This is a genomic window from Devosia sp. Root105 (assembly GCF_001424865.1).
GTDB lineage: Bacteria > Pseudomonadota > Alphaproteobacteria > Rhizobiales > Devosiaceae > Devosia_A.
In genome coordinates this window covers 106,477-125,865 of the sequence record NZ_LMCR01000012.1, presented here as the reverse complement: position 1 = coordinate 125,865, position 19,389 = coordinate 106,477, and the positions used below count along the sequence as shown (strand labels likewise).

Here is a 19,389-nt window from a genome sequence, read left to right as displayed (position 1 = left end):
CATATGTCTGACAACTCCAGATTGGCTTGGCAAGCCGTTTGTGGCCCGCCAATGATAAGGTTGGCATAGTTTTGCCGTGATGCCGTTCAGCATGCCGAACGGGCTCATCTCCGGCCCCCGAACAGGCTTTGCGCCGCGTTGGCGATGGCCGCCGCGTCGATGCCGAAATGTCGGTAGAGATCGGTCACCGTGCCGGTCTGGCCGAAGTGCTCGACCCCCAGCGTAATGGCGCGGTGACCCCGCACGCTGCCCAGCCAGCCCAGCGTCGCCGGATGCCCGTCGATGGCGGTGACCAAAGCTGCGGCATCCGGCGCATCGGCCAGCAACGTCTCGATGTGGCAGGTGGCGTCGCGGTCGCCATGCAGGCGCGCCCGCTGCGCGCCATGCCAGCCGGCATTGAGCCGATCGGCCGAGGTGACGGCCAGCACCGCGACGTTGCGGCGCTCGCCGCCGATCATGCCGGCCGCGGTGATCGCTTCGCTGGCCAGCACGCCCTGGTAGGCGATGACCGCCTCGCAGTTCGGCGTCGGCGGCACCAGCCAGTAGGCGCCGCGAATGATGTCGCTGGCGAGCTGAGGCGTCACCTCGCGCGGCGGCTGTTCGATGGCGCGGGTGGAGAGGCGCAAGTAGACCGAGCCACCCGAGACGTCGCGCGGCCAGTCGGCGAGATCGGCCCGGTCGCTGCCGTCGCGCTGCATATAGTCAAAGCCCCAGTCGATGATCACCGAGAGCTCGTCGGCAAAGGCCGGCTCGAATGACGCGAGCCCATCCTGCGCCATGCCGATCAGGGGCGTGCCGACCGACTGGTGCGCGCCGCCTTCGCCGGCCAGCGATACACCGGAGGGCGTCGCCACCAGCAGGAACCGCGCGTCCTGGTAGCAGGCATAGTTCAGCGCATCGAGGCCGCGCGCAATGAACGGGTCGTAGAGCGTGCCGATCGGCAGCAGCCGCTCGCCGAACAGTGAGTGGCTGAGGCCCGCAGCGCCGAGCAGCAGGAATAGGTTCATTTCGGCGATGCCCAGCTCGATATGCTGGCCGTCGGGCGTGAACTGCCATTTCTGCGCGCTCGGGATGCGCTCCTTCTGGAAGATGTCGGCCATCTCGCGGTTGGCGAACAGGTGCCGCCGGTTCACCCAGGTGCCGAGATTGGTCGAGACGGTGACGTCGGGCGAGGTGGTGACGATGCGGCGCGCCAGCTCGCTGTCGGTCTTGGCGATGGCGTCGAGGATCTTGCCGAACGCCGTCTGTGTGGAAGTGGCGCCGGGACCGACGAACTGCGGTCCCAGCGCCGGGACGGCTGGGGAGGAAAGCCGTCGAGACTTGGTGGTGTTGACGGGGACGTTATCGAGAAAGGTCTGCAGCTGGCGCTCGGACGGCTTCAGCCCCTCGAAGCGGTCCCACTCGTGGCCATCGCGAACCCGCATCGAGGCCTTGAGGCTCTCGATCTGCGCACCGGTCATCTGCCCGGCATGGTTGTCCTTGTGGCCGGCCAGCGGCGTGCCCCAGCCCTTGACGGTATAGGCAATGAACACCGTTGGCGTGTCGGTGGTCTGGCCCTCGAACTGCTCAAGCAGGCTTTCGATACAATGGCCGCCGAGATTGGCCATCAGGTCGGCCAGCTCGGCATCGGTACGGCGCTCCAGCAGCGCGCTCACCTCGCCCTGGTCGCCGATCTCGTCGCTGAGCCGCTCGCGCCAGGCGGCGCCACCGCGGAACATCAGCGCCGAATAGAGCGCGTTGGGGCAGGCGTCGATCCAGTCGCGCAGCCGCTCGCCGCCGGGCTCGGCGAAGGCGCGGCGTTGCTTGGCGCCATATTTGAGCGTCACGACCTTCCACTCGAAGGCGCGGAAGATCGCTTCGATCCGGTCGTAGAGCCCCTCGCGCACCACGCCGTCGAGGCTTTGGCGATTGTAGTCGATAATCCACCAGGTGTTGCGGAGGCTGTGCTTCCAGCCCTCGAGCAGGCACTCGTAGACATTGCCCTCATCGAGCTCGGCATCGCCGACCAGGGCGATCATCCGGCCCTCGGCGCGCTTTTTCGCCCATGGCTTGGCCCGCACATAGTCCTGGATCATCGAGGCGAAGGCAGTGAATGCGACACCGAGCCCGACCGAGCCGGTGGAGATATCAACGTCGTCGGTATCCTTGGTGCGCGATGGATAGGATTGCGCCCCACCATAGCCGCGGAACGCCTTGAGCTTGTCGAGGCCCTGCTTGCCGAACAGATACTGGATGGCGTGGAACACCGGCGCGGCGTGCGGCTTCACCGCCACGCGATCCTCGGGTTTGAGAATGCCGAAATACAGCGCCGACAGGATCGCCGTCATCGAGGCGGAGGAGGCCTGGTGGCCACCCACCTTCACCCCGTCCGGGTTGGGGCGGAGATGGTTGGCATGGTGGATCATCCAGTTGGATAACCACAAGGCCTTGCCAGCCAGCGCCTCAATCAGGGCGATACGCTCCGTCGACATGTTCCCTCCCAAATGTCTGACATTAACGGTGCACTAGCCGGTTGGGTGTTTCCTGCCTATTGTGACTGCCCTGTCATCCCATTGCGCAGGATTTGCCACGAAATGCCGCCCAAGCCGGTGAATTCCGCCAAAACCGAGCTGACCGGAATCGACCGACGCATCCTCAGGGCGCTGCAGGAAGATGGCCGCATGACCATCCAGGCGATCGCCGACCGCGTCGGGCTCTCGGCCTCGCCATGCCTCCGCCGCATCCGCCAGATGGAGGAGGCGGGGATCATCGCCGCCTATAGCGCGGTGGTCGACCAGAAGGCGGTCGGCCTGCCGGTCTCGGTGTTCATCTCGATCAAGCTGGAGCGGCAACGGGCCGAGGAGCTCGATCGCTTCGGCGCCGCCATTGCCGGCTGGCCCGAGGTGATGGAGTGCTACCTGATGACCGGCCAGTTCGATTTCCTGCTGCGTGTCGTCTGCGCCGACCTCGCCGCCTATGAAGCGTTCCTGCGCGAGAAGTTGACCCAGGTCGCCGGGGTCAGCTCGATCGAATCGAGCTTCTCGCTCGGCCAGGTGAAATACTCCCGCGTGCTGCCCATCTGACGCAGTTACGGCGGCGCCAAACGTCGCTAAAAGCGAGCCGATCGTTTTCTTCGGGTGAGTCATGCAGGCCGACAGCATCGTTCTTGGCGCGGGTATGGTGGGCGTCAGCATCGCGGTGCACCTGCAGATGCGGGGCAGGGCGACCGTGCTGGTCGACCGGCGCGGCGCCGGCGAGGAAACCTCCTACGGCAATGCCGGCCTGATCCAGCGCGAAGCAGTGATGCCGCACGCCTTTCCGCAAGGCCTGGACGAACTGTTCCGCTACGGGCTGAACAACCGCACCGACATGCACTACCACCTCAGCGCGCTGCCGCGCATCGCGCCGTTCCTCGCGCGCTACTGGTGGAACTCGCGGCCGGAGCAGTACCGCCGCATCGTCGAGACCTATGCGCCGCTGATCGCCCAGTCGATCAACGAGCACGCGCCGCTGATCGAGCGGGCAGGGGCGAGCCACCTCATTGAAAAGAAGGGCTGGTACCTGCTCTATCGCGACAAGGCCAAGCAGGACGAAGGCTACCTCAAGGCCGAGGGGCTACGCCGCGATTTCGGTATCGGCAGCGCCGAGCTCAGTAGCGACGAGATGCACCGGGTCGAACCCGGCCTCGGCATCCCGCTCGAGGGGGCGCTGCACTGGACCGACCCATGGAGCATCCGCGATCCCGGCGGGCTGGTGGTGAAATATCGCGAGCTGTTCGAGCAGCTGGGCGGTGTGGTAGTCACTGGCGATGCGCTGAAGCTGCAGCAGGGCACCAGCGGCTGGCGCCTGCCGGTGGCGGACGGCGTGCTCGAGGCCCGCGACGCGGTGATCGCGCTGGGGCCCTGGGCCGGTGATCTCACCAGCCGGCTCGGCTATCGCCTGCCGCTGGGGGTGAAGCGTGGTTATCACATGCATTTTGGCCAGCCCGCGGCGCAGCCGCTGAGCAACTGGATCCTCGATACCAGCTACGGCTATCTGCTGACCCCGATGGCGCGTGGCATTCGCCTCACCAGCGGCGCCGAGTTCGCGCTGCGCGATGCCCCCTCGACCCCGGTGCAGGTCGATCGCGACGAACCCTATGCCCGCGAACTGTTCCCGGGCCTCGGCCAGCGGCTCGAAGCCCAGCCCTGGCGCGGCGCGCGGCCGGCGACGCCTGATATGATGCCGATCATTGGCCCGGCGCCCAGTCACCAGGGGCTGTGGTTCGCCTTCGGCCACGCCCACCACGGCATCACGCTGGGTCCGGTCACCGGTCGGCTGATTGCCGAGATGATCACCGGCGAGGCGCCGTTCGTCGACCCCACCGCCTTCTCGGCCAAGCGCTTCCTCTAGGCGGCCTGCGCCGTCGGCTGTTCGTGGGCCGGTTCTTCGGCAAAGATCACAACGCGGTTCCGTCCCAAAGCCTTGGCCCGATAGAGAGCCGCATCGGCAAGGTTGAACGCATCCGCAGCGCAGGCACCTGGACCGTAGGGCGCGACGCCGAAGCTGGCGCTGGGCCTGTGGCTCGGCCCGAGGGCTGGATGCACGACGTCGTTGAAACGCGTCCGGATCATCTCCGCCACTTCCTGCGCTTCGGCGACGCTCTTGTGCGGCAGCAGCAGCGCAAACTCCTCGCCGCCGATGCGGGCAGCGCGCGTGCCGGTGCGGCGGAGCAGATCGGCGAAGGCGCAGATCACATCGTCGCCGACCCGGTGCCCGTAGAGGTCGTTGATCAGCTTGAAGTGATCGAGATCGCAGAAGATCACCGCGCCGCCCTGCGGCTCGATGACGGCCGCGGCCTCGTCGATGGCGCGCCGGTTGAGCAGGCCGGTGAGCCCATCATGCTCCGAGCGGGTGCGATAGGTGCCGATCACCCCGCTGATCAGCTTGGCCAGCAGCAGGAACACCGCCGGCGGCGTCAGCAGCGCCGAGAAAGTCAGGAGCGTGCGCTCCACTCCGGAGGTGCGCGCGGTCAGATACTCGGTAGATGCGTCGAACATCACGACGAGAAGCGGGATGCGGACAACGAAGATCAGCGCCACGGCGACCAGGTTGAGCATCAACAGGATATCGAGCACGCCGCGATTGTTGGCGCGATAAAGCCGGATGACGCTGTCGCCGAGCGCGAGCGCCGCGGCCAGCTGAAACGGCGCCGTCTGCACGATGAATGGTGCGTCGAATGCCAGCAAAACCAGCGATGCAACAACCAGCCCGCCGACCGTTGCCAGCAGCCGCCAATGCTGGTGCTGCTGCCCGCTGACAATGCGCACCGCCTGGCCAAAGCAGAGATAGGCCGCCGGCACGAGGATCGAGGCGAGCAGGAGTTCGACCGCCGTACCGCGGGTGAAGACCATCGTCAGCGTCTGCAGCGTGCCGCAAGCCAGGGCGGTGACGAGCCACGCGAGCGCCGACTGGCGGCGCAGCCCGATCAGGATGGCGAGGCAAAGCACGGTGAGCGCGGCAAAGATCGAGACGGTCACCAGGTCCAGACCAACCATCGTCCCCATCTCACGCCGCCCGTCCCGTTGCGTCCTGAGCATTACTAAAACGGGCCGGTTAACGGGGGACTTCACCGCGTGAGCACCCGATCCGGATCGTTAAGGCACCGTTGCGGGCCCTTGCAGCTGCCGCATTTTGCCGCTGGGGCAGGGGTTGAACTCGGCGAACGGCTCGCTACGTTCTCAGGGCGGTACCGGGCCCCTCTGACGGCAGCACTTCTACGCTCCGTGATGTCGGAACTGCTCCAACGTTCACATGGAGAGGTCCGGCATGGATATGCTGCTCAGCGCCCTTATGGGCGATTTCCTTGGTACTCCCGTCTATTTCTGGGTGGCGTTCCTCGCCATCGTCATTGGCCTGTTGGTCTTCGACCTGGGCATTCTCAACCGCAACGCGCACGAGATTTCTGCCCGCGAGAGCCTGACGCTCTATGCCGGCTACGTGTTCGTCGCGGTGCTGTTCGGCATCTGGGTGTGGTTCAGCCGCGGCGCGGAAGCCGGGCTCGAATTCTACACCGGCTACCTGATCGAGCAGAGCCTCGCGATGGACAACATGTTCGTCATCGCGACCATCTTCGGCTTCCTCGCCATCCCCCGCCTCTACCAGCACCGCGTGCTGTTCTGGGGCATTCTAGGCGTGATCGTTTTCCGGGCGCTGCTGATCGGCCTCGGCGCGGCTCTGGTGCACTCGTTCAGCTGGGTGCTGGTGCTGTTCGGCGCCTTCCTGATCTTCACCGGCGTGCGGCTGTTCTCGCATCAGGACAAGGAACCGGACATCGAGGCCAACCCGATCCTCAAATTCCTGCGCAGGCATTTCCGCATTTCGCAGCACCTCGACGGCAAGAACTTCCTGACCAGGCTGCCGGATACGAAGACCGGGAAGCTCGTGACCTTCCTCACCCCGCTCGGCGTGGCGCTGATCATGGTCGAGACCGTCGACCTGATCTTTGCCGTCGACTCGGTGCCGGCGGTGTTCGCCGTCACGCAGGACACCTTCATCGTCTACACCTCCAACATCTTCGCCATCCTGGGGCTTCGTGCGCTCTACTTCGCGCTCGCCGCGGCGATGAACCGCTTCCGTTACCTGCAGGTCTCGCTGGCGATCGTCCTGGTGCTGATCGGTATCAAGGTGGCGCTGGTGCCGTTCGACGTGAAGATCGACACCTTCCTGTCGCTCGCGGTCACCCTCGGCGTGCTGGCCGGCGGCGTGCTGTACTCGCTGTGGAAGACCCGCAACGAGCAGAGCGTTTCGGCGGACGCACAGCCGGAGCAGGGCAGGCTCGAGCCGTAAGGGGAAGCCGCCCACGAGCCTGGCAGTCGGGCTTCCCTCTCCCGCTTGCGGGGGAGGGACGCCGACTACGAGCCGCCCTAAGGCCGCACCGTCACCACATCAAGCGTTCCCTCGGGCAGCGGCTTCAGCAGCTCCTCCTCGGGCTTGGTGAGAAACAGCCAGTGCGCCCAATCTTCCGGCAGGATTACGCAGACCTGCCGGTCGTGATAGGGCGCGATATCCGGCCCGGGTTCGGTGGTGAGCATGGTGAAGCTCAGCGCGCCATCCGCGTCTTCACTCCAGAGGCCCGCAATCGCCATGATCGGCGAGCCCTGCACGCTGAAGCGGTGCTTGGTTTTGGGCGATTTCGTGCCGGTGAACTCGAAGAAGCCCGAGAGGATGACGAGGCAGCGCTTCGATTTGTCGAAGTGCCGCCCGTCGGATTTGAAGTTGAACACCGGCGGCGCCTTGGGCCGCGGCGGTGGCCAGCCGAAGCGCATCGAGACCACCTCGACGCCGTTGCCGGCCGCCCTGATCACCGGCCCCATGTCGCCGATGCGGATATCGTCGGCCTCAAGTAGCTCGGCCGGAGCATCGCTGCTGTCGAGCTCGAGCCCCTTGATCGCCTCAAGGTACTGCTGGTGGGTGACGTGCTGTTCGTAATCGTTACACATCGGGCCCTCCGCGCCTCGGGATCGGTCAGCGCCAACCGAGCGCCGGCGCGACGTGGGTGAGCACCGCCTCAATCACATGCGCATTGTAGGCGACGCCGAGCTGGTTGGGCACCGTCAGCAGCAGCGTATCGGCGCTCTTGATCGCCTCGTCCTCGGCCAGTTCCTTGACCAGCTGATCCGGCTCCGCCGCGTAGCTGCGGCCGAACACAGCTTGTTTGCCCGGCTCGATATAGCCGAAGTGATCCTGGCTGCGGGCGTCACCGCCGAAATAGGCGCGATCCATATCGGTGACCAGCGGGAAGATGCTGCGGCTGACCGAGACGCGCGGCGTCCGCGTGTGACCTGCTTCCGCCCAGGCGGCTAGGAACGCCGCGATCTGCTCGGCCTGCTGGATGTGGAAGGGCTTGTCGGATTCCGCCATCACCAGGGTCGAGCTCTGGAGGTTCATTCCCATCTTGCCGGTCCACTGCGCCGTTGGCGTCGTCGCGGCGCCCCACCAGATCCGGTCCCTGAGCCCCGGCGAATGCGGCTCGAGCCGCAAGAGCCCGGGCGGATTGGGGAACATCGGGCGCGGATTGGGCTGGGCAAAGCCCTCGCCGCCGAGCACGTCGAGGAACACTTCGGCATGGCCGCGCGCCATGTCGGCATCGGTCTGGCCCTCGGCCGGCACATAGCCGAAATGCCGATAGCCATCGATCACCTGTTCGGGCGAACCGCGGCTGATGCCGAGCTGCAGCCGGCCGCCGGCAATCAGGTCGGCGGCGCCGGCATCCTCGGCCATATAGAGCGGGTTCTCGTAGCGCATATCGATGACGGCGGTCCCGAGCTCGATCCGGCTGGTCCTGGCGCCAGCAGCAGCCAGCAGCGGGAACGGCGAGGCGAGCTGGCGCGCGAAGTGGTGGACGCGGAAATAGGCGCCGTCCGCGCCCAGTTCCTCGGCCGCCACGGCCAGATCGATCGATTGCAGCAGCGCATCGGCTGCCGAACGGGTCTGCGATTGCGACGAGGGCGTCCAGTGCCCGAACGAGAGGAAACCGATCTTCTTCATGGTATTGGCCTTAGCGTTGCCGGACCTCCTAGATGTCACGGCAAGGGAGTGGGATCAACGTCGACGGCGTCTGTCACGCGCCGGTCATCGGGGGCGGCTAGGAGGCCCGCCATCAACCATGGGGCCACTGCCGTGACACTGAAATTCATCGTGATGAGCGACCTGCATCTGGTGGCGGAGGGCGAGCTGTCGATGACGCTCGATACCGCCGCCCGGCTGGAGATCGCGGTCGACACCATCAATGCCCGCTATGCCGATGCCGATTTCTGCATCCTCGCCGGCGACCTCGCCGATCTCGGCCAGGCCGCGGCCTATCGCCGGTTGCAGGCGATCCTCGCGAGGCTCACCATTCCGGTGCACATCACGCTCGGCAACCACGACGACCGCCCGACTTTCCTCGCCGTGTTCGGCAACGATTTCGCCGGTGAGACCGGCCATGTCGACAAGGTGCTCGATGTGAAGGGCTACCGGATCGTGCTGCTCGATTCGTCCGAGCCGGGCCGCGTCGATGGCGTGCTCGAGGCGCAGCAGATCGATTGGCTGAAGGCCCGCCTGGCGGAAGCCGCCGATAAGCCGGTGATCGTCATCCTCCACCACAACGCCAACGCGCTGCACATCGAATCCGACACCATCCGCATCCTCGAGGATGGCCCGTTCCTCGAGGCGCTGGCGACGCACAATGACATCCGCCAGGTGATCGCCGGCCACGTGCATGTCACCTCGACCGCCACCTACCGCGGCATCCCGTTCACGACGCTGGCCGGTGGCCACTATTCGGTGAGCTTCAATGTCGATCAGCCCGGCAAGCCGATCCGCCGCCTCACCGGCCCCGGCCAGATGGCGGTGGTGATCGGCACCGATGACCGCACCACCGTGCTGTTCGAAGACTTCGTCGACGGCAACGAGGAAATCGTGCTGGCGGCTGCCGCCGAGTGATACTGCGCGGGGCGGTTCGCACCGCCCCGCCGCCGGCCCGTCAGGCGTTGCCGGGGCCGGTGATGTTGACCAGCCAGGAAATGCCGAACTTGTCGGAGAGCATGCCAAAACTGTCGCCCCACGGCGCCTTCTCGAGCGGCATCATCACGTTACCGCCGGCCAGGAGTTTCTCCCAGTAACCGCGCAGCTCCGCATCATTGTCGCCGCTGAGCGACACGCTGATGTTGTTGCCTGGGGTGTGCGGCATGCCGGGCGGGGTGTCGGCTGCCATCAGCCAGTAGCCGCTCGAGGAGATCAACTGGCCGTGCATGATCTTGTCCTTGTCGGCCGGATCATGCGGCATGCCGCCTTCGGCATAGGTGCTGATGGTCAGCTCGCCGCCGAACACCGTCTGGTAGAACTCGATCGCCGCTCGGGCGTTGCCGTCGAAGTTGAGATAGGGGTTGAGGCGCGTCGGCATGGTGTCCTCCCGTGCTGCCTCTGCCGACGCTAGTCGGCGGCCGTGACGAGAACAAGACGCGCGGGCTTGCGAGCGCTTAGGCCGTCCGCTCTACTTGCCGGCTGAGGAGGCGGGGATGGAACTGCAGTTCAGGGCGACGGTGATCTATTGGCGCGGGCCCGCGCCGTTCTTTTATGCCCGCATCCCCACCGAGATCGGCGCCGAGATCGGTAAGGTGAAGAAGGCCGCGAGCTATGGCTGGGGCGTCATCCCGGTGGAGGCGACCATTAACGGCATCACTTTCACCACTTCGCTGTTCCCCAAGGACGACACCTACCTGCTGCCGCTGAAGCAGGTGGTGCGCAACAGACTGGGCGTCACCGCCGACGACCAGGTCGATGTCGAAATGACCATCGGCGGCGGCTACGTGCCGCTGCAGTTCCGGGATTAGAGCTCGCTACGAGGCTGCACTGGCATCGTGGTTGACTTCGATCCTTGCCCCACCCACCGGCTGTCATCCCAGCGAAAGCTGGGACCCAGCTCTCCTCTGGCGCGGGCTGTGAAATGGGTCCCAGCTTTCGCTGGGATGACATCGTGGGTGGTTCGGCCCCCGGTGAAAAGCGATCGATCAGGACGCCTCGCCACCAGCCTCACGCCGCCACCGGCAGCGTAAGCGCCCGGATCTCCTTGGCGACCCGCGCCTGCAGCGCCCACAGGTTCCGGTCGCGGATGCCGTGCGCCTCGAGCTGCGCCACCGTGTTGTAGAGGTACTGCGCACCAGATCCCCAGTGCCCGGCGGCGCGCGCCAGGGTGCGCGCCACGACGCGCTGCGGCAGCCGGCCGGCATAGTTGGCGCCCTCAGGCGAAGCAACGAAGGCCAGCGCATGGAGTGGCCCGTTCGGTGTCGCGAGCCGCATCCAGCGCGGCACATTGGTCGGCCGCCGGCTGTCGGTCTCGCGGACCAGCAGGCGCACCAGCTGGCCATGCGGATCGGCATCGGGCAGCCGGTATGCGAGCCCGGCGCAGGAGCCGCCGCGGTCGAGCGCCATCATCAGCCCCGGCACCTCGCGAGTGCCGCGCCAGCGGGTGAGCCGCATGCAGAAGCGGCGGTGCCAGCCATGCGCCACGGCCTGGCGGGCCTCGAGATGCTCGAGCTCCGGCTTCCAGATCAGCGAGCCATAGGCGAACAGCCACAACGGGCCATCCGGACGGCTGGTCAGCAGCGCGGCGGCCGTGGCCTCGAGGTCGGCTTCGGTAGGGTCGGGCTGGCCGGGCATCGGGCCCGGATCGGGCTCGGTGCGCTCGACCCGCGCAACCAGTTCAGCAGTCAGCTCCATGGCGGAGCGGCGTAAGGACATCGTCCAACTCCAAGCAGTCGCCCCCGCTGGAGCGCTCTCAGGAAAAGTTGCAGACTTTTCCGGTTCGAGAGCGCGACGAAAAAACATTGAACGGGATATGCCGAGAGCGGCGCGGGGGATCAAGTGTACCGGTGGTACGGAACCGCCCTCGGGCGGGCGACCCGGTTTCGACACCGGCCGCAACTTGGATGCCGGCGGGGAAACGCTTACCTAAGCGCGACTGCCGGCCCACGTCGCAATGAGCGGAGAGCATAGAATGTACGCCCTGGCCATCGTTCGCTATCGACTTCCATTGGCGGAAATTGCCGAGACCCACCGGGAGGCACACCGCGAGTACCTGCGCGAGTTGAACAGGCAGGGTGTGCTGATCGCATCTGGTCCGTTCCGACCACATGTGGGCGGCGCCTTCCTGCTGCGCGTCCCCGACTCTGACCCCAACGGTGCGCTTGATCGCGTCCGGGAGGGCGATCCGTTCACCCGGCACAAGCTGGCGCAGTACGAACTGCTGCCTTGGGACGTGAAGACCGGCGTCGAGGACCTGGACCGCATCTGAAGCTCGGGAGGGGTCGAGTGTCCGAAATCTCAGCCGGAATCCTGCTGCATCGGCATGGCCCGAGCGGTCGCGAGCTGCTGCTGGTGCATCCCGGCGGCCCGTTCTGGGCCCGAAAGGATGAAGCGGCCTGGTCGATCCCGAAGGGGCTGATCGACCCCAATGAGGCACTGGAAGCGGCGGCGCGTCGGGAGTTTGCCGAGGAGGTTGGAACAGTGCCGGAGGGCGTGCTGGCGCCGCTCGGCGAGTTCAAGCTGTCGAGCGGCAAGCAGCTGGTGGTGTTTGCGCTGGAGGGAGATTTTGACCCCAAGACTCTGATCTCGAACAGTTTCGAGATGGAGTGGCCGCCGCGCTCCGGACAGCGGCAGAGCTTTCCTGAAGTCGACCGGGCAGGGTGGTTCAGCCTCGACGCGGCGCGGACCAAACTGCATCTCGGCCAGCGCGCGTTGGTCGATGCGTTGCTGGCACATACCGGGCCGTAGACTTCTGGCGCAAGTGATGGCAGGGAGGCCAAAAGGGGAAGGCCTATGCGCATCGCGGTGACCGGCACGCACGGTAGTGGCAAGACCACGCTCGTCGAGGATTTCGTTGCAGCGACGCCGGGTTACGAGGCGGTGCCGGAGCCTTACTGGCTGCTGGTGCAACAGGGCGTGGTGTTCGCCGATGGGCCATCGGTCGCCGATCTCGAGGAACAGCTGAAGCAGAGCTGCGCGCTGCTGCTTGCGACCAGCGAGGCGAACGTGATCTTCGACCGCTGCCCGCTCGATTTCCTTGGCTATCTCGAGGTGCTGAGCGCTGCCGAAGGTTTTGAGTGGAGCCCCGACGGCAAGCTGCTGAAGCGCATCGAGGATGCGCTGGCGACGCTCAATCTCGTCGCCTTCGTGCCGCTGAAAAGCCCGGACGAGATCGCGGTAGCGATCGAGTATCCCAAGCTCAGGAAACGGGTGGATGCGCGGCTCAAAACCATGCTGCGCGAGGACGATCTCGGGCTGCTGGCCGATGGACCGCGCGTCGTCGAGGTGACCGGGACGCGCGAGCAAAGGGTGCAGCAGCTGACCGGGGAGCTGGCTGGCTGAGCTGTTGCGCCTAGTCGTAAGCCTTCTCGTACTTCTCCAGCGCACGAATGGCCTTGGCGTTGCCGCCGGCGGCACGGTCGCGGATATAGGTCAGGGCCGCCTTGAGGGTGAAGGCGTCGCCGGACTCGCGGGCGAGCACCAGGGCCTTGAAGTAATCGACCTTGAGGCAGCTGACGCCCATGATCATGCCGTGCATGTAGAGGTGCGATGCATCGGTCTGGCCGACCGCCGAGGCATCCTGGCGCGCCACGATCTCGGCGCAGATCGCCTTGATCTCGTCCTTGCTCGAGGCGGTGCTCACCTTGGTGTAGAGCGAGCTCTTGGGCAGCAGTTGCGCGCCGCCCTTGGCGGCGACTTCGGTGGCAATGCCCGCGCTCGTCGCGAAGAGCAGGGCAGCGAGAACTACGGACAGGCGTGAATTACGTCGCATGGTGGATGCTCCGGTGCTCGGGGTTACTTCAGGCGCTTGCTTAGCGCTTCGATGCTGGTGCGGCGCTTCGTCAGCGAGAATGGCGGCTTGGCGCGCTTCGCGAGCCCGAACACATCGCCTGCGGCGCGCTCCACCACGACGCTTTCGAAGATCTTCAGCGGCTGGCATTCCCAGCCCGCGCCGCTATGGCCGGTGACCGGGTTGTAGCTGTTGGGCGTGTAGCCGAAGCAGATATTGCCGCGCTCGGTCTTCCAGCGGCCGGGCAGCACCACCTTGTTGCCGGGGTACCAGAGCCAGGTGCCGCCTTGCTTGTCGTAATATTCGACCTGCGTGCCGTGGCCGGGGCTGTAGGTCATAATGGTCTGGTTGGCGAGCTTGGGCGCCGCGAGCGCCACGCCAATTCCGGCGAGGACGATGAGGGTAGCAAGGATCAATCGCATGGCGGGCTTCCTCATTGACCGCAGAAGTCGTCTTCGACGCGGCAGGGCCCGGTGCCGAGCGCGTCGCACGCCTTGAGCGCGGCGGCATGGGCCCGCGGCTTGCTCCCCGCCTTGCCGACACCCCATTTGCTGCCGGTGGTCGCAATGGCGAGGCACCCACCGGCGCCAGAGGCGACGACCTTGCAGTTCTGGTATTGCTTGCGGCAGGCCTCGAGCGTGATGTCGCTGGCCCACGAGATCGAGCGGAAGCGCTGCACAAACGGCTTGCCGCCCGGCGCCGCCTGCGCCACGGCCCAATCGGCCATGGCCGGAACCGGCGCCAGCAGCGACAGGCTGCAGGCAACCGCCAGTATCAAATGCTTCACATTATCCCCCAAAGCGTAAGTATGACTTACATACGAAGTATCGCTAAGGCGTAAGACTTCGCGCCACCAGTGCAGCCTGCGGATAGGGTAAATTCCGGCGCGGAATATCGATCAGGCACCGGCCGAGGGTGCCATCTACTCCAAGCCCAGATCTTGATCTGCAGCGCTCAGGCACCGACCCACCCCCAACCACGGAGCCTTCGCCCATACGCGCTAAGGTTAGACGATTTCCACTGCTCGGATGCGGCGCCGATCGGCGAACTTACCACCCGGCAGAGCCCCAAACTCGGTGTCATCCCTGCGAAAGCAGGGACCCAACTCACAGCCCGCGCAGGTGGATGGATGGCGGACGAGGGCAAAAGCCCTCGCCGCGAGGTCCCGGCTTTCGCAGGGATGACAGCCGGTGGGGTGGGCGCGATCGTAACTTAGTGCCCATAGGCCTTCGCCGGAGCGACCCCGTGGGTGATGTAACCTCGGGTGCCCGACTTGCTCTTTCCCAGGAGTGCCCCTGACCTAATCCTCGCTGCGCCCGCCACCCTCGCGGTTGCGCTCATAGTGGTGCTGCAGCGGGAAGGGCGGCAGCCAGGCCTCGCGCCGTATGGTCCAGAGCTCATAGCTCGGCCGCGCCTGGTCCGGCGCATCGAACGCTCCGACATGCACCTCGACCTCGTCATCACTCACCGAAAACACCGACGAGCCGCAGCGCGGACAGAAATGCCGCCCGGCATACTCATTCGTGGTGCCTTCGATGCTCACGGCGTCGGCGGGAAAGATCGCAAGCACAGCGAACAGTGAGCCCGAGTGTTTGCGGCAATCGAGGCAGTGGCAGATCCCGGTGCGATACGGGTCGCCCGAGGTGGTGAGGCGGACATCGCCGCAGAGGCAGGAGGCAGCGGGCATTGCGGGGCTCCGGTGGGTAGCAGCGCTCGGCGGCACGGCGACCTATCGTTAGAGCCAAACGCCCCTCGCGGCGAGCCCGGCCAGCATCCGGCGGTCTAACGCACCGGCGACATTGATCGCGTCGATGACGTCGGCCGGGTCGGGCTAGTGCAACGCGGGTGGAGAACGCCGAAGCTCCTCGAACCATCCTCCGCCCGCACTCAGTCGCGCGGGCGTCAGCGGGACGCGATCGACATGGCGTCGCGAATCTTGCCCTTCGGCGCCCATTTGATCCAGACCCTCTCGCCGACCTTCAGCTTGGAGAAGTCGCACCTGGGTCCGAACTGATAGACGTTCCTGCTGCTGAGCGTGACGAGGCACGCCTTGGCGTCGATCAGCTTGATGGTGCCGCGGGCGGTCCTGAAATGCATCGGGGCCGGGACCACTGGCGCGTGTGCGGCGGGGGCGACGGGTGCGACCATGGTGCCGCCGCCACCATAGCCGGCAGCCATTGCGCCGGACGAGGCGCCGAGGGCAGCAACGAGCAGAAGCGGGAGGACAAGTTTGCGCATGACAACTCCAATCGGGTTACGGCCCGGCCGACCAATCGTCGACCTTTCACGGCCGAAAGGATCGTAGGTTCGCGCGCTTACACTGCCCTGTCCGCCGCCTTACATCCGCGCAAGGTTGGCGACGCGGCCCCGCCATTTGGCCGACGCGGCGATCGCGGGCGGCACGCAGTACGCGGTCCTGGCGTCAGAGCCGGATCCCCTTCTCGGCGAGCCCGGCCAGCATCCGGCCGTTGAAGGCCCGGGCGATTTCCGGCTGGCGGACCGGACTGGTGCGGAGCGAGCCGCTCACCACCACCGATCCGGCATTGATCTCGTCGATCCCGAGGTCATGCATATCGCTGGTAATGGCTTTGGCGAACTTCGGGTCAGCCCTGAGCTCGGTGGCCGCCGTCCGCATCTCGTCGATTACGGCCAGCGGATCGGTGCCGCTCGGCACGGTGAAGCGCGGGCGGAGCACGCCAAAATTCCGCGAACTGTTCTTCAGCGCCTTGACGGTCGAGAAGGGAATCGAGTGCAGCGCCCCATCGCTGTCGCGCAGCCGCATGCTGCGCAGCGACAGGCTCTCGACCACCCCGGTGCGATCGCCGGTGCTGATGGTGTCGCCGACGGCAATGGTGTCCTCGGCGAGGATGAAGAAGCCGGTGATCACATCCTGCACCAGCTGCTGCGAGCCAAAGCTCAGGGCGAGACCGAACACCCCGGCGCCGGCGATCAGCGGCGTCACGTCGACCCCGATATTGGCCAGCACCGCAATGCCGCCCAGCACCACCAGGAGGATCAGCACGCCATTGCGCATCAGCGGCAACAGCGTCTGCAGCCGGCTCGAGCGCTGCGCTCCCGGGCGCGTGCCCTTGTCGGGCGCCAGGGTCGTGGCGATCCAGGCATCGAGCGTCACCCAGATCAGCCAGGCCACCGCGACAACCGTCGCCGCGGCCAGCAACGGTCCGACGATGACGCGGCCATCGGTGGTCAGCCAGCCCCAGATATTGAAGCCCCAGACGCCGGCAATGGTGATGGCCATGGCGAAAAGCGTCAGCGCGTCGGCGGCCACCCGCAACAGTTTCAGAATCTTGCCGGCCACGATCTGGCGCAAGGTATGCCTTTGATAGCGATAGCGCGGCGGCGTTGAGGTGGTGAGCCGGTGCAGCCCGGCGATGGTCACCATGCCGACCAGCACCACGGCGAACGACCACAGCATCTGGCTCAGTACATCATTGTCGCGCTGCCCCGCCAGGAGGCTGAAAATGCTGAGGATCAGAAAGCCATAGGCGATGAGGTGCCAGTGTCGCGCCAGGCGCCGGGTGGCGTTGCGGAGCGGGTTGTCGGAGTCCGGGGCACGGGCGGCGGCGCCGAAGATCAGCCGGCCTAGAGCAATTCGGTGGCGCGAGATGAACCCCAGCATGGTGAGCGCCGCAATGCAGTTGAGGATCAGCCCGGCAAAGTCGGCCGCCGACCAGCCGAGCACCTGCCGCAGCGACGGGTCGGCGCTGAGCGCCGCAAAAGTCGCAAAGCTCGCGACCGCCAACCACCACGGGTAGAACCGGCGCTGGCCATAGCGGATCAGCCGCACGCTGCGCACGCTGCCGAAACCCGAAAGCGCCGAGGTCGCAAGATCCGCCGTCAGCATGGCGAGGAGGATGCCGACCGCGAGGCTGGTGAAACTGGTGCTCGCCACCTTCGGCACCGGCAAGAAGCTCACCAGCACCGCAACCACGAACAGCGCCGCCGCCGCCAGCACCACCTTCAGCATCAACCCCATCGCCAGCTTCCGCTTCCGCACCGGCTTCGTCGGCGACACCAACCCGCGCCCAACCCGGCGCAGTCCAATGCCGATGCCGGCCACGATCGCCAGGCCGGGCAGGGCCCAGAGCAGGAACTGCAGCAATTGCCCGCTACTGACCCCACTCTGCACCCGGCTCCCGATCTGCGTCCCGGCCTGCGCCAGCTTCCGGTCGATCGGCACGCCGAAGGTCGCGGTGGGCAGCGAGGTGACGAGCTCGTCGGACCAGCGGTACAGGGTTCCGACTAGGCCGGTGCTACCGCCGCTGTCGGTCTCCTCGGCGCCGGCTGCTGGCGTCGCTGGGTCGGTAGGAGCGGACCGCAGATGCTCGAGTAACTGCTCCCGCAGCACCGGATCCTCCAGCACGACGATGAGCCGATCGACCGCGTCTGAGGATGTTGGCGGAGCCGGTTTGGCCTGCTGGGCATAGGCACTGCCGATCGACAGCATGACAAAGAGAACGGCAATCAGCTGCTTCACGGGTGGGTCTCGCTTGGTCCGGATCCACGCAGATCCTTGGAATCGAAAGGCAATGTGCTTTGCGATTAGACAAACAAGTTGGCGGCATCGTGCCGCTCAAGCGACCCGATGAGATCGCGGTGGCCGTCGAGCATCCAAAGCTCCGCGCCCGGTGCTGGTTAGGGGAGGGTGTGCCCGGCGGCGCGGAACAGGCGGTACCATTCTTCGCGCGTGAGAGTGATGTCCGAGCCGGCGGCGCTCTCGCGGACGCGCCCGGGCTTGGTGGTGCCGAGGACGACTTGCAGGTTGGCCGGGTGCCGGGTGATCCAGGCGATGGCGATGCCCATGGGGGTGATGGCGTATTTCCTGGCCAGCTCATCCATCACGTCGTTGAGCTCGGCATAGTGCTCGCGGTCGCCGATGAACACGCCCTCGAAGAAGCCTTTCTGCACCGGCGACCAGGCCTGGAGCGTCATGCCCTTGAGGCGCGAATAGTCGAGCAGCCCGATATCGCGGGAGACCGACTGCTCGAGCCCACCCATGTTGGCGGCGACGCCTTGGGCGAAGAGGTTGGCGTGGGCGATCGAGAGCTGCAGCTGGTTGAACAGCAGCGGCTGCTTTACCGCCGACTTCAGCAGCTCGATCTGGCCCGGCGTGTGGTTCGACACGCCGAAATGGCGAACTTTGCCGCTGGCGTGGAGCGTGTCGAAGGCCTTCGCCACATCGTCGGGTTCGACCAGCGTGTCGGGGCGGTGCAGCAGCAGCACGTCGAGATAGTCGGTACGGAGCGCCTTCAGCGAGCCATCAACCGATTGCAGGATGTGCTCGGAGGAAAAGTCGAAATAGCCGCGGCGAATGCCGACCTTGCTCTGGATCTGGATCTTCGCCCGGTCGGACGCCGAAAGTTTCAGGGCGTCGCCGAACCGCGCCTCGCAGACATGCGGCGCGCCGCCATAGATATCGGCGTGGTCCATCATGGTGACGCCCACGTCGACTGCTGCGTCGAACAGCGCGCGAACCTCGGCGTCGCTCATCTTGGCGATACGCATCAGGCCCAGCACAACGCTCGACACGGTGACGTCGGTATGGGGAACGGTGAAGGTCTTCATGGCGGGAGCCTGCGCTGGCGGATGGGGGGAGACGCTGTGTATCACAAGCCGGTGGGTGGCGTCGGCAATACGACGCTCGTCGTGGGTCGCGCCAGAACGGGACGAGCGATGCGTCCGGAGGCCCTGGGCCCGGAGGATGAGAACGAAGCGAAGGACCGGAGAGGCGTTTGCCCTCGCGGGTAGTCCGCAGGAAAATATTAGGTTCACGTCTCGCCGGCCAATCGGGGTTTTGGGCTTCATAGCCGCGGATCCGGGGGATTCCCCAGCGCCATCCGCCCGACCCGGCGCCTTATCCCCCGGGCCAGATCCGCGGTGTGTCGCCATTCCGGACGTTTCCGAGCAGGCAGTTCCTCTCCCCGTGGGAGATGACCGCTGGACCGGGGGGATGGTCTCCCCGGCCGTGGCGACGTCTTCTGGCGCGACTGCGGCCTGACAGGGCTACGGCACAATCGGCTGCAACTTGGGTCTGGGCCGGCACGACCGCCAGC

General features: G+C 66.1%; 21 protein-coding genes. 8 read left to right on the top strand and 13 right to left on the bottom strand.

Annotated features, from left to right (window positions below):
- Positions 1–104: 104 nt before the first annotated feature.
- The gene (locus ASC68_RS09230) at positions 105–2,471 is read right to left on the bottom strand and encodes a transketolase (RefSeq protein WP_055878075.1); all 2,367 of its coding nucleotides are present in this window, start codon (positions 2,469–2,471) and stop codon (positions 105–107) included.
- 102 nt (positions 2,472–2,573) lie between these two features.
- Between ASC68_RS09230 and ASC68_RS09225 the strand changes: the two genes are divergently transcribed.
- The gene (locus tag ASC68_RS09225; RefSeq protein WP_055878073.1) at positions 2,574–3,062 is read left to right on the top strand and encodes an Lrp/AsnC family transcriptional regulator; all 489 of its coding nucleotides are present in this window, start codon (positions 2,574–2,576) and stop codon (positions 3,060–3,062) included.
- A gap of 61 nt (positions 3,063–3,123) precedes the next feature.
- Positions 3,124–4,371 (top strand): FAD-binding oxidoreductase, encoded by a 1,248-nt coding sequence (locus ASC68_RS09220; RefSeq protein WP_055878071.1) that lies wholly within the window; start codon positions 3,124–3,126, stop codon positions 4,369–4,371.
- Here the strand turns inward: ASC68_RS09220 and ASC68_RS09215 are convergent.
- Positions 4,368–5,516 carry a GGDEF domain-containing protein gene (locus ASC68_RS09215; RefSeq protein WP_055878069.1) on the bottom strand — a complete coding sequence of 383 codons (1,149 nt, stop codon included), beginning with the start codon at positions 5,514–5,516 and terminating at the stop codon, positions 4,368–4,370. The two genes, ASC68_RS09220 and ASC68_RS09215, sit on opposite strands and share 4 nt — an antisense overlap.
- A 271-nt stretch (positions 5,517–5,787) precedes the next feature.
- On the opposite strand from ASC68_RS09215, the gene ASC68_RS09210 reads away from it, so the two are divergent.
- Positions 5,788–6,807 (top strand): TerC family protein, encoded by a 1,020-nt coding sequence (locus ASC68_RS09210; protein ID WP_055878067.1) that lies wholly within the window; start codon positions 5,788–5,790, stop codon positions 6,805–6,807.
- A 77-nt stretch (positions 6,808–6,884) separates the two neighbouring features.
- On the opposite strand, the gene ASC68_RS09205 is transcribed toward ASC68_RS09210, so the two are convergent.
- Both ASC68_RS09205 and ASC68_RS09200 read right to left on the bottom strand, forming a co-directional pair.
- Positions 6,885–7,460: an SOS response-associated peptidase gene (locus tag ASC68_RS09205; protein WP_055878065.1), complete on the bottom strand. Its 576-nt coding sequence runs from the start codon at positions 7,458–7,460 to the stop codon at positions 6,885–6,887.
- 25 nt (positions 7,461–7,485) lie between these two features.
- Positions 7,486–8,508, bottom strand: a complete 1,023-nt coding sequence (locus ASC68_RS09200; protein WP_055878064.1) for an LLM class flavin-dependent oxidoreductase — start codon at positions 8,506–8,508, stop codon at positions 7,486–7,488.
- A 132-nt stretch (positions 8,509–8,640) separates the two neighbouring features.
- Between ASC68_RS09200 and ASC68_RS09195 the strand changes: the two genes are divergently transcribed.
- On the top strand, positions 8,641–9,444 hold the full coding sequence (locus ASC68_RS09195; protein WP_055878062.1) for a metallophosphoesterase: 804 nt from the start codon (positions 8,641–8,643) through the stop codon (positions 9,442–9,444).
- A gap of 40 nt (positions 9,445–9,484) precedes the next feature.
- Here the strand turns inward: ASC68_RS09195 and ASC68_RS09190 are convergent, their stop codons facing one another.
- A complete protein-coding gene (locus tag ASC68_RS09190) occupies positions 9,485–9,904 on the bottom strand; it encodes a VOC family protein (protein ID WP_055878060.1) in 420 nt (139 codons plus the stop codon).
- A gap of 115 nt (positions 9,905–10,019) precedes the next feature.
- On the opposite strand from ASC68_RS09190, the gene ASC68_RS09185 reads away from it, so the two are divergent.
- Entirely contained in the window at positions 10,020–10,334 is a 315-nt protein-coding gene (locus tag ASC68_RS09185; RefSeq protein ID WP_055878058.1) for a DUF1905 domain-containing protein, read from the top strand.
- A 199-nt stretch (positions 10,335–10,533) separates the two neighbouring features.
- Here the strand turns inward: ASC68_RS09185 and ASC68_RS09180 are convergent, their stop codons facing one another.
- Positions 10,534–11,241: a gamma-glutamylcyclotransferase gene (locus ASC68_RS09180; RefSeq protein WP_055878056.1), complete on the bottom strand. Its 708-nt coding sequence runs from the start codon at positions 11,239–11,241 to the stop codon at positions 10,534–10,536.
- A gap of 256 nt (positions 11,242–11,497) precedes the next feature.
- Between ASC68_RS09180 and ASC68_RS09175 the strand changes: the two genes are divergently transcribed.
- Genes ASC68_RS09175 through ASC68_RS09165 form a run of 3 tightly spaced genes read left to right on the top strand, consistent with a single transcriptional unit; the run spans position 11,498 to position 12,867 of the window.
- Complete coding sequence (locus ASC68_RS09175) at positions 11,498–11,794, top strand: YciI family protein (protein WP_055878054.1); 297 nt, start codon at positions 11,498–11,500, stop codon at positions 11,792–11,794.
- Positions 11,795–11,811: 17 nt separating this feature from the next.
- Positions 11,812–12,273, top strand: coding sequence for an NUDIX domain-containing protein (locus tag ASC68_RS09170; RefSeq protein ID WP_055878053.1), 462 nt, complete (start codon positions 11,812–11,814; stop codon positions 12,271–12,273).
- Between the two features lie 45 nt (positions 12,274–12,318).
- Positions 12,319–12,867, top strand: coding sequence for an AAA family ATPase (locus tag ASC68_RS09165; RefSeq protein WP_055878052.1), 549 nt, complete (start codon positions 12,319–12,321; stop codon positions 12,865–12,867).
- Positions 12,868–12,877: 10 nt separating this feature from the next.
- On the opposite strand, the gene ASC68_RS09160 is transcribed toward ASC68_RS09165, so the two are convergent.
- The 7 genes from ASC68_RS09160 to ASC68_RS09130 form a co-directional block, all read right to left on the bottom strand.
- Positions 12,878–13,297: a hypothetical protein gene (locus tag ASC68_RS09160; RefSeq protein WP_055878050.1), complete on the bottom strand. Its 420-nt coding sequence runs from the start codon at positions 13,295–13,297 to the stop codon at positions 12,878–12,880.
- A gap of 23 nt (positions 13,298–13,320) precedes the next feature.
- Positions 13,321–13,737, bottom strand: coding sequence for a hypothetical protein (locus ASC68_RS09155; RefSeq protein WP_055878048.1), 417 nt, complete (start codon positions 13,735–13,737; stop codon positions 13,321–13,323).
- An 11-nt stretch (positions 13,738–13,748) separates the two neighbouring features.
- Positions 13,749–14,102, bottom strand: a complete 354-nt coding sequence (locus tag ASC68_RS09150) for a DUF4189 domain-containing protein (RefSeq protein ID WP_156387295.1) — start codon at positions 14,100–14,102, stop codon at positions 13,749–13,751.
- A 513-nt stretch (positions 14,103–14,615) separates the two neighbouring features.
- Positions 14,616–15,002 (bottom strand): GFA family protein, encoded by a 387-nt coding sequence (locus ASC68_RS09145; RefSeq protein ID WP_055878046.1) that lies wholly within the window; start codon positions 15,000–15,002, stop codon positions 14,616–14,618.
- Positions 15,003–15,217: 215 nt separating this feature from the next.
- Positions 15,218–15,553, bottom strand: a complete 336-nt coding sequence (locus ASC68_RS09140; protein ID WP_055878044.1) for a DUF1344 domain-containing protein — start codon at positions 15,551–15,553, stop codon at positions 15,218–15,220.
- Between the two features lie 184 nt (positions 15,554–15,737).
- Positions 15,738–17,813 (bottom strand): mechanosensitive ion channel domain-containing protein, encoded by a 2,076-nt coding sequence (locus tag ASC68_RS09135; RefSeq protein ID WP_055878042.1) that lies wholly within the window; start codon positions 17,811–17,813, stop codon positions 15,738–15,740.
- A gap of 158 nt (positions 17,814–17,971) precedes the next feature.
- The gene (locus ASC68_RS09130) at positions 17,972–18,901 is read right to left on the bottom strand and encodes an aldo/keto reductase (RefSeq protein WP_055878040.1); all 930 of its coding nucleotides are present in this window, start codon (positions 18,899–18,901) and stop codon (positions 17,972–17,974) included.
- Positions 18,902–19,389: the final 488 nt, after the last annotated feature.

What these genes read in the sequence shown, in the direction of transcription:
- ASC68_RS09205 (WP_055878065.1), bottom strand. Translation starts at nt 7,460, where the DNA reads ATGTGTAACGATTACGAACAGCACGTCACCCACCAGCAGTACCTTGAG.
- ASC68_RS09180 (WP_055878056.1), bottom strand. Translation starts at nt 11,241, where the DNA reads ATGTCCTTACGCCGCTCCGCCATGGAGCTGACTGCTGAACTGGTTGCG.
- ASC68_RS09225 (WP_055878073.1), top strand. Translation starts at nt 2,574, where the DNA reads ATGCCGCCCAAGCCGGTGAATTCCGCCAAAACCGAGCTGACCGGAATC.
- ASC68_RS09145 (WP_055878046.1), bottom strand. Translation starts at nt 15,002, where the DNA reads ATGCCCGCTGCCTCCTGCCTCTGCGGCGATGTCCGCCTCACCACCTCG.
- ASC68_RS09220 (WP_055878071.1), top strand. Translation starts at nt 3,124, where the DNA reads ATGCAGGCCGACAGCATCGTTCTTGGCGCGGGTATGGTGGGCGTCAGC.
- ASC68_RS09130 (WP_055878040.1), bottom strand. Translation starts at nt 18,901, where the DNA reads ATGAAGACCTTCACCGTTCCCCATACCGACGTCACCGTGTCGAGCGTT.
- ASC68_RS09140 (WP_055878044.1), bottom strand. Translation starts at nt 15,553, where the DNA reads ATGCGCAAACTTGTCCTCCCGCTTCTGCTCGTTGCTGCCCTCGGCGCC.
- ASC68_RS09175 (WP_055878054.1), top strand. Translation starts at nt 11,498, where the DNA reads ATGTACGCCCTGGCCATCGTTCGCTATCGACTTCCATTGGCGGAAATT.
- ASC68_RS09190 (WP_055878060.1), bottom strand. Translation starts at nt 9,904, where the DNA reads ATGCCGACGCGCCTCAACCCCTATCTCAACTTCGACGGCAACGCCCGA.
- ASC68_RS09165 (WP_055878052.1), top strand. Translation starts at nt 12,319, where the DNA reads ATGCGCATCGCGGTGACCGGCACGCACGGTAGTGGCAAGACCACGCTC.
- ASC68_RS09160 (WP_055878050.1), bottom strand. Translation starts at nt 13,297, where the DNA reads ATGCGACGTAATTCACGCCTGTCCGTAGTTCTCGCTGCCCTGCTCTTC.
- ASC68_RS09200 (WP_055878064.1), bottom strand. Translation starts at nt 8,508, where the DNA reads ATGAAGAAGATCGGTTTCCTCTCGTTCGGGCACTGGACGCCCTCGTCG.
- ASC68_RS09215 (WP_055878069.1), bottom strand. Translation starts at nt 5,516, where the DNA reads ATGGTTGGTCTGGACCTGGTGACCGTCTCGATCTTTGCCGCGCTCACC.
- ASC68_RS09230 (WP_055878075.1), bottom strand. Translation starts at nt 2,471, where the DNA reads ATGTCGACGGAGCGTATCGCCCTGATTGAGGCGCTGGCTGGCAAGGCC.
- ASC68_RS09155 (WP_055878048.1), bottom strand. Translation starts at nt 13,737, where the DNA reads ATGCGATTGATCCTTGCTACCCTCATCGTCCTCGCCGGAATTGGCGTG.
- ASC68_RS09185 (WP_055878058.1), top strand. Translation starts at nt 10,020, where the DNA reads ATGGAACTGCAGTTCAGGGCGACGGTGATCTATTGGCGCGGGCCCGCG.
- ASC68_RS09210 (WP_055878067.1), top strand. Translation starts at nt 5,788, where the DNA reads ATGGATATGCTGCTCAGCGCCCTTATGGGCGATTTCCTTGGTACTCCC.